This is a genomic window from Niveispirillum sp. GW835-FHT14G11 (genome assembly GCF_058793615.1).
This window is the reverse complement of the sequence record NZ_JBXAFZ010000030.1, coordinates 38,653-50,276: the sequence shown is the minus strand read 5'-3', so window position 1 is coordinate 50,276 and position 11,624 is coordinate 38,653. Positions and strand designations below refer to the sequence as shown.

Below are 11,624 nucleotides of genomic sequence, written 5' to 3'. Positions count from 1 at the left end.
TCAAGACGCGGGAGAGTAGGTCGCCGCCAGGTCCGCTCGTAACAGGTACAACTTCACCATATGCAAAACACAACACCGGTCCAAAAAGCCGGCGTTACGCCCTTACCGGACGCTCAAACGCGACCGGTTTGACGCGGGGTGGAGCAGCCCGGTAGCTCGTCAGGCTCATAACCTGAAGGCCGCAGGTTCAAATCCTGCCCCCGCAACCAGTTTCCCCAATGAAATCAACGCAGTGACCTACTAGGGCATCGACCGAAAGGTCGGAAATGCCCTAGAGCAGTTTTAGGGCACTTGGATCACATAGGCCAAACCTGATAGCCTGTGGTCAATCTCGCCCAAAGAACCGCATTCCGCCCGCTAACGCGAAAGGAAGGTTCACATGCCGACGATTGATTTGCTGGGTGGAAAAGTCCAACTCACGCAGAAGCCCACCAGCCGCTTCTGGCAGGCCCGCGCCTCCGTAGGGGGCAGGCAGCGCCAAATCAGCACCAAACAGGAAGCCCTCGCAGCCGCCAGCAAGGCCGCCGAGGATTGGTATCTCACCCTCAAGGCCAAGGAACGGGTTGGCGTCCTTGATGACGGGCCGACCTTCAAGAAGGCGGCTGACCAGTTCCTCAAGGAATATGGCGTCATAACCGACGGCCAGCGCAGCACCAAATGGACGGAAGGCTACGCCATCCGCCTCCGGGTGCATCTGGTGCCCTTCTTTGGCGCGCTGCCGCTCGACAAGGTGACCTCCGGCAAGGTGCAGGAATATCGGGTTCACCGCATGACGACCTATGCGGAGCCTAACCCCGCCTCGAAAAGCCAGCACAAGCCCAGAACCAAGCCGCCGGCCCGCAGCACGATCCACGACGAGATCGTGACCTTGCGGATGGTGCTCAAGACCGCCATCCGTCATGGCTGGCTGGATCACCTGCCCGACCTGTCCCCGCCCTACAAGACGCAGGGCAAACTCAGCCACCGGCCATGGTTCAGCCCCGAAGAGTACAAGCAGCTCTATGAGGCGGCACGCACCTATGCCAAGGAGCCGGCCAGCGACTATTACCGATGGAATGCCGAACAGGTTTACGACTTCATCCTGTTCATGGCGAACACGGGCCTACGGCCCGATGAAGGCTTCAACCTCGAACATCGCGACGTGTCCATCGCCCAGGATCATGCGACCGGCGAAGAAATCCTGGAGATCGAGGTGCGCGGCAAGCGCGGCGTCGGCCATTGCAAGAGCATGCCGGGCGCAGTGCGGGTCTATCGCCGCCTGCTCGCCCGGCCCAGGCCGGCACACGGCGAGACGCGCCGTGAGGCGCAGCGCCGGCGGAAGGAAGGTGGGAATGTCCCACCGCCACCCACACCGCAACTGCCGAAGCCGACCGACCTCGTATTCCCCGGCAATCACGTCCGGCTGTTCAATAATCTGCTGACGCGAACCGGCCTGCGGGCCGACCGCGACGGCAAACTTCGTACCGCCTACAGCCTGCGGCATACCTATATCTGCATGCGCCTCATGGAAGGCGCGGACATCTACCAGATCGCCAAGAACTGCCGCACCAGCGTCGAGATGATCGAAAAGTACTATGCGATCCATCTGAAGAACACGCTCGATGCGGCGGCGATCAACGTGCTGAAGCCGAAAACCAGACCCAACAAGAGGAATAAGCCTGCCCGGCTTTCCGACGGGGAGGAATTGTAATCTGGCCCTTACGAACCGCTTGGCGGGTTCGGTTGGCGCACCCCTTGCGGGTGCGCCCTCTGGGGCTTGGCCCCATCGTGCTGACTTTCCACTACCCTCAAAAAGAAAAACAGGATACCTGCTGGCACCAGACACCGCAGCGATGAAACGGCAACTGACATCTGGTAAATGTGCCCCATGCTTGTAAAGAAATTCATGGCCGCCCTGTCTGATAACGACTGGAGCGCTGCGACGAATGTCATGAAGGAGATCGAAGAAACGCGTCAGTGGCCACAAGCAATAGCCGCTGTCGTGCAGTCCGAACTCGTGCCATCCCCTGCCATCTCCGATGCTTTCCATACTTATTGGACGACACGCGGGTTTCGTGTGCGCGCCCATGTCGCAAATGATGCGTTGATGCTTGAAGCCCTATGGCGCCTACTACCCCCTTATGAGGGGACAGCGCTCACCCTCTATCGGGGTGAAAACCTAGATTGCTGGCATGGACGGCGGATCGGCTTTAGCTGGGCACAGCGCCGGGATGTCGCTGTCACATTTGCGAGGGGTCTAGCCGCGAGCGAGGGAATGGGCGGAGTTCTGCTCCGCGTTGATGCACAAGCTGATGCGATCATCGCGGGGCCGGGAAAGCACAGCCAATATCTTGACGAGGACGAGTATATCGTCGATCCGCGCCGACTTGGCTTAACCATCGTACCGCTTGGGCAATTTCCACGCATTACCTGATGCACAGGTTATAATCGCCAATTTAACTAATTGATATAATTATATTATTCTGGAAGCCCTTGCTATTTGTCAGGTTTTTGCATATAAAGAATGTCAGGTTTTTGCAGGGGGCGAGACCATGCCGAGGCAGACACTACAGCAACAGATAGAGAAACGGATCGCTCAGAAGAGCGATGCAGTTTTTCTGACGCGCGAATTCTCCGACCTGAGCGGGGAACGCCAGGTGCTGCGTACCCTTCGCAGGCTGACAGATGAGGGCAAGCTGATCCGGCTCGGCTATGGCGTCTATGCTCGCGCTGAAACTTCCCCCCTAACCGGGCAGCCCATGTTGGCCGGGGAAGGTTTTGACTCTGTATCCCGGCAGGCGCTGGATAAGCTCAATGTGCCGTGGGAGCCGTCGTCGGCAGAGCAAGCCTATAATCAGGGGCGCTCTACTCAGGTTCCAATGACGCCGCTTGTGAGGTTGCGCGGACGCTTCTCCCGCCGCCTCCGGTATAAGGCAATGGAGTTGGCGTTTGAGCGATAAATCACCAGTCAATCTGAAAGCCATTGCCGACTTCTTCGGCTTGCCCAATACCATTGTCGTCGCGAAGGACTTCCGTGTCGTTCAGGCGATCCGTGCACTCTCTGTGCTGGACGCCAGCCCCTTCCTGCTGGTCTTTGCCGGGGGAACAGCCGTCGCCCGTGCGCACCGGCTGGTGCGCCGCATGTCCGAGGACGTGGATTTCAAGATCGTCCTCCCAGGCGATGCGGCGATCAGCAAGTCTCAGCAGCGGCGACAGCTCGCGGCGTTACGAGACAAGGTAACGGCAGCCCTCATTGCTGCCGATTTCCCATTCGACCCGTCGAACTCGGCGCACATGCGGTCGCGCGATGAGAACCGCTATACCACCTATCATCTGCCCTATGAGGCATTGGGGGTTGCCGACCAGCTGCGCCCGACCATTCAGGTTGAGCTGACCTATGCCAAGCTGCGGCGACCCGCCGTCGTTCGCCCCGTATCATCCTTCGTTGCCGAGGCCACTGGACAGCCGGCAGAGGTGCCCGCGATTACCTGTGTCAGCATTGATGAGACGGCGGCGGAGAAGTTGGTGTCGCTGACCAGGCGAACGGCCATGGAATTGGCCGGCCTCAGCCGCTTGGTCGATAAGACGCTGGTGCGGCACATCTACGACCTGCATATGATCCGCGGCGTTATCGACGTGAAACTGGTGAGGCAGTTGGTGGCGGAGGTATCCGTCGCCGACGCGGAGGAATTCCGCAACCAGTATCCGGCCTATGCCGCTGACATCCAGAGCGAAACCGACAAGGCCCTATCTGCCCTTGCTACCATGCCGGAATACCGCAACCGTTATCAGTTGTTCATGACGAGCATGGTCTATGGGGAGAGGCCAAGCTTCGATGAAGCGGTGGCGACGATCCGGGAATTGCTGGAGGGATAAATTCATTCTCCCGCCCAACAGAATTTCCACAGGACTTCGAACAAGATAAACGAGCCCCCCATCTTTCTGATCATCACCGATTTCTACGCGGGCGAATGCGATGCGCTATCGTGATATCCGCAATAGTCAGTCCCTGATTTACAAGGGTATTGCGAACAGAGTCATGGATTGGGGCGCTTCTTTTGGGATCAGATATTGTCATTACCATGGCAAATGGCACCCCAGCGGCGGGATAAGCAGCCCCCGCTCTCGTTAATGATTCCAAATACAGCATCCAGTTGGAGCTATTTCCACGCCCATGAACCATGCTGGCTTCGTAACGCTTTATAGGACTCCATTTGATCCCAGTCTTGAGCAAATAGCTTTCAGTTTTGTTCATTCCTTTCGGTACGCCTGCCCCATCTGTTTCGAGCTGGTTGTCCCAATCTGTATCACCAGTCTCCGGCAGAATGTTTTCCTGATAGAGGCGCGCTTCCAGCTGAACTCTTTGCGCTTCATCTTTATGATCCGGATCAATGGGCGGAGTGTAAGCTAATGTTAAATCCACCCTACCACGGCACGAGCCATCTGGATTTACAAGACTCGCAGGCCAGGAGAATCTGAACTCCAATTTATTGCGTCGCGGAAGTATTTCACTGAAGATTAGTGAAATCGCATATGGATCATCGACCAACAAAGAGTCAGCAACTGGAGGAAGGCCAAACCCAACGAATTCCCGTGATATGTGTCGCAATGCGGCATGTGTAAGTGGCTTTGGCCTAAGCGCTCGATGTATGGGAAGTGCCAACAAGACTTCTCGTGGCTGAGAATGTTCGAGACGCTGATCTAGAGTAGCGATGGTCGCCGCTGCATTAGGAGTCGCAAAACTAGTCCCGCAGTTTTCGACGCATTCTCCGTCAGGCGCAAAAGATCGCAATCCCGTCTGATTACCCATTAGCGAGGCACTGGGTTCTGTGCCGCCAAAATGAGCAAGATCCGGTTTACGCGCGCCTCCGACACCGGGGCCGCGCCGAGTATAAGTCGTAGGCAAAAAGCCCTCGTGCCCCTTAACCCCTGGCGGATTTACTGCGCCAATGGTGAGGCCGAGCAGATGTTCGGCAGGAGGTGTGATATTCTGTAAGCCGCTACCAAAGGCCGCTAGCATGGCAGTGGCGTCCGTTGCTTTCTTCGGCCACACCGGACGCGTTTGGCCTTGGGGAAGATTGCCGGCTGACACAACTAATATGACGTCGTTGATCAGAGCCAGCCTGTCGAGGCGATCAGCGAGCGGCGTATACCCAAAACGGGGATTAGGGGTTCTTAGGCCAAAGCTAAGATTAAATACACGGACTTTATAGTCACGCTTGGCAATTTTAATCTTCTCATCGAGAAGATCGAAGAAATAATCTATATCTCCACCATAATATTGGTGACGCAGTTCCTTACGAGGAAATATATCGAGATCAAAGAACTTACAGCTCTGAGCCTCAACTTGACCAGCGAGATGTGGATTAAGTGATTCCGCAGCGACGACGAGTCCGGCAATAAAAGTGCCATGGCACTCATCCTTATCGCCAGGAGCTACAACGCCTGCATCGCCGACCCGCCATGGCAACAACTCAGGAATAGAGGCCACACCGCCGTCGATAATGCCTACCACAGGGTATTTCCCATTTGGCGCGGGCACCGGAACAATTGGGCGTGCCGCACTACTTGGATGCGCGGCTGGCGCTGCTTCGATTAACGGAGGCAAATCTACGCTGCGTACGATAGCCTGTTCAGCTAAAGTATGCAGCAACGCTTGATGGTGTGCAGGCAATAAGTCGCGCTCAGAGGGTTGAATAACAGACCGTACTTTTGACACAACAGCGAGAGCCCCCCCTGTGCCGGGAAGCCAGATTTCCTTTCGCTGAGGGTTGGTCAGGAGCTGAATGCTCAATGCAAGAGAAGGCTCACCATATCCATCCCCGGCCTCCCTCGGCAGAAAAGTTCGAGCTGAGATGCCCGATGGAAGTGCGGAAAGCGCAGCGTGGAATTTCTCCAACAACGCGGCTATAGCATTGGGTGCCAAATCTGATCTTGGTTTAAATAGCTCAACAATATATCCACCAATAACTTCAGGCTGTCCCATCCATGCAACGGCTTCTTGTGCAGAAAAAGATATCCTATCAGCATTGTCATGGAGTTTAAGATTGCTAATGGCCCCCACCTCGCTTCGATAGCCAGAGATACGCTTTTCTAATTCTCCTGTTTTCTTATTAGGTGCAAGCCTAGGGGTGATCTCTGCCTTTTCTTCAATAAGGCTGTCGAGTTTATCCAAAGCAGCATGCGTTACCTGAAACATCAATTCGCCAATGTGCCCAGCTCCAACAAGGGCAAAGCCATGCGATTCTGTGAAAAGACTACCGAGTGGACGGTAACTTTTCCCCAAAGCTTCGTCTCGCATTTGGACATGAATAAAACCGGCATCTTGTTCTCTAGATTTGAGAACGCGGCTAATATCTTGAATGGTAGAACGGATTTTCTGTTTGTGACGAGAAAATCCTCGATCATTGTCTTTGTAGAAATCCCTCTTTCCAGTTGGGGGTTTCTTTGGATCTTCGATCCCAATAAACTTCTTTGTATCAAGAAAAACTTGGACAGGACGAAGTTCTTGAATTTCCTTTGCCATGGTCAATGCTCCTGATCTTGCATGTTTTGACTACGGCTCTTCAGTCGCCGTGAAACAGCGCTTTGTGACAAACCAAGAAGATCACCCGCTTCTTTTTGGGTGAAGTTGGCCGCAAGAAGGGCATCAACAAGCAACCCGTGACTACCTGCCAAGAGCCTTTGGCGATCCGGAGTGAACATTCTTGAATTCAGAAAAGCTTGACGGCTAAGTGCGTCATAAAGCGTCTTCCCTCGGGCTATAGCATCACGAGTTGGGCCTCCATCGGAGGCACTACTTCCATGTAATACAATATGGCGCTTACCGGCATCAATGAGAGCCTCGATATCTGCACCACTCATACCTTCTGTTGCCCACACAAGGAATTTACGCTCGGCCTCTTGGAGACGTAGAGGACGTACAAAACGATCAAGTAACTGACCTCGTACTTCGGGCGAGGGAAGCGGTATTTCGATCCGAACTTCGAAACGTCTCCATACAGCTGTATCCAGCAGATGTTCGTGGTTTGTCGCGGCTAACGTAAACCCTCGTCCATTCCGCCGGTCCAATGATTGTAGGAGTGTATTTACAACACGCTTTATTTCACCAACCTCTTGAGCATCGTCCCGAGCTTTGGCAATCGCATCAAATTCATCAAGGAATAGTACGCAGCGGTAGCGATGAACAAAGTCAAATAAAGATCCTATATTTCTTGCAGTTGTTCCAAGAAATGATGATACGAGACCATCTAATCTTGCTTCCACACATGGAAGATCAAGGCGCTTTGCTAGATAGTGTGCAAGTCTTGTCTTTCCAACGCCCGGCGCACCATAAATTAAGCATCTGGTGTTTGGGGATGCGCCGATGCGTTCCAGTTCGTCAGATCGGCGCCATTCGATCAATAGATCTTCGATTGCAGACGTAAGGGGAGCACTGAGTATTGGCGAATCAGACTCAATGGCATCTGGAAATACAACATTAACCAATGGAGCGCTTGTTTCACGATCATGAGGTAGGGGCGTTGAAACAGTCAATACCTCACCAGGCAGACGGCGGCGCGCTGCTTCAGCCGTGAGGCGCATTTCGTCTAGAGCCATAGGGGCCATTCCCTGACGGCGGCCATTTCGTGTCAGAAGTCGTCCGAGCTTAGCGGCTTGTTCCTTGTTATCACCCTCCAGTGCGTTACGGAGACGTTCAACCTGATGACCCGCGCGCTTGGGGTCGCCCTCAAGCGCAATCTGAGCCAACGCCAAAATGATATCGAAATGCTCCATTTTTATGCGCTCCGCTAAGCTATTAACTCGGTATGTGTTGTTGATTATGACATATCTCTCATAGATATGCAATAAGAAGCCGCACAGATGACTGAAGTCGGTTTTATGATGCAAAAACCGCAGTGATTATGCGCCTCTAGATCATAAGTACGACAAGGCTGATTTAACAAACGGGGCTGCGCCCCCGCCGGCATCAAGGCTTCCCCACGCGATGCGTGGGCGTCAGGCGCGGTCTCCCCGACCTTCCTCCACTGCGTTCCGTGCAGGCCGGGTGATCCCCCTCCGCGCCTTCCGGCCTTGACCCCGGACACCCCGCTCACCGGCGCGAGCCTCGCTCCGGGTTGCATGTGCAACCCGGACATGAGGACAAGGGAAATGACCACCACGGAGAAAGCCGACCTTTATACCCGCATCACCAACCGCATCGTCGCCGACCTGGAACAGGGAGTGCGGCCCTGGTTCAAGCCCTGGAATACCGAACATGCCGCCGGGCGCATCACGCGGCCCCTGCGGCATAACGGGACGCCCTATCGCGGCATCAATATCGTCATACTGTGGGGCGAAGCCATGGCGAAGGGCTTCGCCGCCCCCATCTGGATGACCTACAAACAGGCTCAGGAATTGGGCGGGCAGGTCAGGAAGGGCGAGACGGGATCGCTTGTCGTCTATGCGAACCGCATCACCCGTACCGATACCACCGAAGCCGGAGAAGAGATCGAACGCGAAATCCCTTTCTTGAAGGGCTACACAGTGTTCAATGTCGAGCAGATCGACGGGCTGCCGGCGCAGTATCATGCGCCCGCTGCCCCGGTGCTTGATCCGGTTCAGCGCATCGCCGATGTGGATCGGTTCTTCACCGTCACCGGGGCCGACATCCGGCATGGCGGCACCCAGGCTTACTATGCCGTCAATCCCGACTATGTGCAGATGCCGCCCTTCACCTGCTTCAAGGACGCGGAAAGCTATTACGCCACGCTGGCCCATGAGATGACGCACTGGACGCGGCACAAGTCGCGGCTCGACCGGGATTTTGGCCGCAAGCGCTGGGGCGATGAAGGCTATGCCGCCGAGGAACTGGTCGCCGAGCTGGGTTCGGCGTTCCTTGCCGCCGACCTGGGCATCGCCCCCGAGGTGAGGGAAGACCATGCCGCCTATATCGGCTCATGGCTCAAGGTGCTGAAAGACGACAAGCGCGCCATCTTCACTGCTGCCTCCCATGCCCAGCGGGCCGCTGATTTCCTGCACGGGCTGCAACCCGCAGCGATGCCGATCCTAGGGGCCGCCGCCTAGGCGGCCCTATCCCCGGTCTCGTTTCAATGGAAATAACGATATTTTTAGTGTATAATATGCCCATGCAAAACACTGATGTATCAGTTCTAGTAGGTGACCTTAAGAAGCTTGAAATGCGCGTCAATGTGCTTTCTGCTGAGAATGAGGCACTGAGGGGGAAGATCGACGAGCTTTATTCGCGGATGGATCGTTTGGCCAAGAGCTTCATCAACACGACCGGCGCGATGAATGACCTGATTAGCACCCTGGTCGTTAGCCGACGTGAAGCCTCTGAACGTCTGGACATTATTGAAATGAATCTTTTCCCCAAGACCGCCGACGCTTTGACCGATGCGGAGAAAATCATCGGCAAGGGTGACGGATTATTCTTCAATCCGCTCGACCGGCGGGAGAAATGAGGGCTGATATGGAAAACAGTAAAGAAATAATGGAATTAAAATCTCAAATTTCTGAAATGAAAATCGAAATTGGTGAGCTAAGGCAGATAATTAACGGTACGAACAAGTGGATTGGCGCTCTGAAAGATGGGACTCTGAACTTGGCAACCGAAGTTAGCCACGCACACGAGAAGATTAATACTCTGCTATATAAGGAGCCTGAGATCGTAAAGACGATTGAGCAGATCGAAGAAATCCTGGGCAGGGCGGATCAGCCAACGCCAGGTGCTCCACCGCATTCCTAAAGGACAAAACGGATTATCTCGCATACTATTACCTAAGACTCACTATGCGAGTGCAGACCATGGCACAGCAAGGCAAGGGAACATCGCCTCAACCGGTAAACTCACTTGATGAAGAAATTCAAGCCTACCATTCTCGGATGGAGGAATTAACCGCCAATGGCAAAATGACTCGGCTGGAAGCAAGTCATTTGCTTCGGAAGGAAGATAACGAAAAGCTAGTAAAAATGAATACTGAGAAGGTAACAGCCAGCCAACCCACCTCAGAACAACAGGCCAGGCCTGATCATTCTTCGCAATATGGCAGGCTTGGTAAGTTAACCCCAGAGCAATTGGCCCGGCGTGATCGTCTTCGGGGCAGTAAAGTTCCCGAGGCAGAGAACGTTCATGGCAATCAGGCCGGTCGCACTCCCAATGGACGGGGGCGAGGCGACGATTAGTGGGGCGATCAGGTGTCCGCTTGATAGTACGGGTTCGGCTTTCCTTGCCGCCGACCTGGGCATTGCCCCCGAGGTGAGGGAAGACCATGCCGCCTATATCGGCTCATGGCTGAAGGTGCTGAAAGACGACAAGCGCGCCATCTTTACCGCCGCCGCCCATGCCCAGCGCGCCGTTGATTTCCTGCACGGGCTGCAATCCGCCGCCATGCCGATCCAGGGGGCCGCCGCTTAGGCGGCCTCTTAACCAACAGGGAAAGGATTTCCAAAGGATAGAAATAACATAAATGATTATGTATAATTTCACTCATGAACAGCACTGAAAAAGAAATTGCCGATCTGCGCGCGGAAAATGCCAAGCTACGCAAGGAATTGGATGAGCTTCGCGACTGCTCCTATAAGCACTTCGATTTATTTACGTCGCATATTTCAAAAATATCGGATGACTTCTGTGGAATGTCTACCGACGTGACGGATATCTTCAATTACCTAATGCCGCTCCTATACAAAGCCTATCCGGATTTTGCCGAGACGCGAAAGCAGATAGACCAGATTCTTTCTCGGCGGCGCGATCTCGGTAGCTCCGACAAAAAATAAATCTAACCAGAACTGCGGAACTGATGCACATAAAATCTGACATACAAGAGCTTAGGGCTGAACTTGATGATATACGCGAAGCGCTGAAAAAAGAATCGGCGAATACGATGCGCATCGGCGAGGAGAATGATAAGCTACGCAAGGAATTGGAGGAACTTCGCGACTGCTCCTATAAGCACTTTGATTTATTCACGTCGCATATTTCCGACATGTATGTCGGCATGACAGATATATTTAATTATCTGATGCCACTCCTATACAAAACCTATCCGGATTTTGCCGAGACGCGAAAGCAGATAGACCAGATTCTTTCTCGGCGGCGCGATCTCGGCAGTTCCGGCGGCAAATCGGGCTAGCACGGCTTACCAATATCCCATACCCTGCACCTAGCGTTGCTACGCAGGGAGCAGTGATATGCCCGCCGGCATCGACGGCCCACCGTCTAAGGACGGCCCTACCCGGCCCACAAAATTTCATCATTCGCAGCATACCGGCCAAGGGGGCGCCGACATGGCTTCGGAGAACTCGGCCGCCAACGAGCGCTTCAAGCGCAATTCGGAAGCGTTGCAACAGCGCCAAACCGAGTGGTACCAGGCGCAAAACCAACCCCAACCCAACAATGACGAGGCACAGAAGGCAAAGGAAACCGAGGCCGGGCAGAACACCCAACAGGGTCAGCCTGCGCCCGATCAGCAAGCGAAGCTCGACCGTTCCCAACGGTACGGACGTGACGGTGAATTGACCCCTGAGCAGCAGGCCCGGCTTGACCGCCTTTCGGGCAATAAGGGTCTTGAGGCAGAGAACGCTCACGGCAATCAGGCCGGTCGTGTTCCTGATGGTCGGGGGCGCGGCGAGTAGCGGCGCGC

At 54.6% G+C, this 11,624-nt stretch carries 14 protein-coding genes and 1 tRNA gene; 13 read left to right on the top strand and 2 right to left on the bottom strand.

The window, feature by feature from the left end; genetic code table 11:
- Nucleotides 1–132: 132 nt before the first annotated feature.
- The 5 genes from AC1Q7F_RS31285 (at nucleotide 133) to AC1Q7F_RS31265 (ending at nucleotide 3,855) form a co-directional block, all read left to right on the top strand.
- Nucleotides 133–209, top strand: a tRNA-Met gene (locus AC1Q7F_RS31285).
- A 170-nt stretch (nucleotides 210–379) separates the two neighbouring features.
- Complete coding sequence (locus AC1Q7F_RS31280; RefSeq protein ID WP_492512467.1) at nucleotides 380–1,690, top strand: tyrosine-type recombinase/integrase; 1,311 nt, start codon at nucleotides 380–382, stop codon at nucleotides 1,688–1,690.
- 177 nt (nucleotides 1,691–1,867) lie between these two features.
- Nucleotides 1,868–2,413 (top strand): hypothetical protein, encoded by a 546-nt coding sequence (locus AC1Q7F_RS31275; RefSeq protein WP_492512466.1) that lies wholly within the window; start codon nucleotides 1,868–1,870, stop codon nucleotides 2,411–2,413.
- A 118-nt stretch (nucleotides 2,414–2,531) separates the two neighbouring features.
- Nucleotides 2,532–2,939 carry a DUF6088 family protein gene (locus AC1Q7F_RS31270; protein WP_492512465.1) on the top strand — a complete coding sequence of 136 codons (408 nt, stop codon included), beginning with the start codon at nucleotides 2,532–2,534 and terminating at the stop codon, nucleotides 2,937–2,939.
- A complete protein-coding gene (locus AC1Q7F_RS31265; RefSeq protein WP_492512464.1) occupies nucleotides 2,929–3,855 on the top strand; it encodes a nucleotidyl transferase AbiEii/AbiGii toxin family protein in 927 nt (308 codons plus the stop codon). Before AC1Q7F_RS31270 ends, AC1Q7F_RS31265 begins: the two co-directional genes overlap by 11 nt.
- Nucleotides 3,856–3,928: 73 nt before the next feature.
- Here AC1Q7F_RS31265 and AC1Q7F_RS31260 read toward each other — a convergent pair whose 3' ends face one another.
- Together AC1Q7F_RS31260 and AC1Q7F_RS31255 are read right to left on the bottom strand one after the other, a co-directional pair.
- Nucleotides 3,929–6,505 (bottom strand): S8 family peptidase, encoded by a 2,577-nt coding sequence (locus tag AC1Q7F_RS31260; RefSeq protein WP_492512463.1) that lies wholly within the window; start codon nucleotides 6,503–6,505, stop codon nucleotides 3,929–3,931.
- Nucleotides 6,506–6,507: 2 nt separating this feature from the next.
- On the bottom strand, nucleotides 6,508–7,755 hold the full coding sequence (locus AC1Q7F_RS31255; protein WP_492512462.1) for an AAA family ATPase: 1,248 nt from the start codon (nucleotides 7,753–7,755) through the stop codon (nucleotides 6,508–6,510).
- Nucleotides 7,756–8,130: 375 nt separating this feature from the next.
- On the opposite strand from AC1Q7F_RS31255, the gene AC1Q7F_RS31250 reads away from it, so the two are divergent.
- The 8 genes from AC1Q7F_RS31250 (at nucleotide 8,131) to AC1Q7F_RS31215 (ending at nucleotide 11,616) form a co-directional block, all read left to right on the top strand.
- Complete coding sequence (locus AC1Q7F_RS31250) at nucleotides 8,131–9,045, top strand: ArdC family protein (RefSeq protein WP_492512461.1); 915 nt, start codon at nucleotides 8,131–8,133, stop codon at nucleotides 9,043–9,045.
- A 113-nt stretch (nucleotides 9,046–9,158) separates the two neighbouring features.
- Entirely contained in the window at nucleotides 9,159–9,443 is a 285-nt protein-coding gene (locus AC1Q7F_RS31245; protein ID WP_492512460.1) for a hypothetical protein, read from the top strand.
- A gap of 8 nt (nucleotides 9,444–9,451) precedes the next feature.
- Nucleotides 9,452–9,727 (top strand): hypothetical protein, encoded by a 276-nt coding sequence (locus AC1Q7F_RS31240; protein ID WP_492512459.1) that lies wholly within the window; start codon nucleotides 9,452–9,454, stop codon nucleotides 9,725–9,727.
- A 59-nt stretch (nucleotides 9,728–9,786) separates the two neighbouring features.
- Complete coding sequence (locus AC1Q7F_RS31235) at nucleotides 9,787–10,164, top strand: hypothetical protein (protein WP_492512468.1); 378 nt, start codon at nucleotides 9,787–9,789, stop codon at nucleotides 10,162–10,164.
- The gene (locus AC1Q7F_RS31230) at nucleotides 10,112–10,396 is read left to right on the top strand and encodes a zincin-like metallopeptidase domain-containing protein (RefSeq protein ID WP_492512458.1); all 285 of its coding nucleotides are present in this window, start codon (nucleotides 10,112–10,114) and stop codon (nucleotides 10,394–10,396) included. Before AC1Q7F_RS31235 ends, AC1Q7F_RS31230 begins: the two co-directional genes overlap by 53 nt.
- A 74-nt stretch (nucleotides 10,397–10,470) precedes the next feature.
- Nucleotides 10,471–10,758, top strand: coding sequence for a hypothetical protein (locus tag AC1Q7F_RS31225; protein WP_492512457.1), 288 nt, complete (start codon nucleotides 10,471–10,473; stop codon nucleotides 10,756–10,758).
- Between the two features lie 23 nt (nucleotides 10,759–10,781).
- Nucleotides 10,782–11,114: a hypothetical protein gene (locus tag AC1Q7F_RS31220; protein ID WP_492512456.1), complete on the top strand. Its 333-nt coding sequence runs from the start codon at nucleotides 10,782–10,784 to the stop codon at nucleotides 11,112–11,114.
- 154 nt (nucleotides 11,115–11,268) lie between these two features.
- Nucleotides 11,269–11,616: a hypothetical protein gene (locus AC1Q7F_RS31215; RefSeq protein WP_492512455.1), complete on the top strand. Its 348-nt coding sequence runs from the start codon at nucleotides 11,269–11,271 to the stop codon at nucleotides 11,614–11,616.
- The last annotated feature ends 8 nt before the right edge of the window (nucleotides 11,617–11,624 follow it).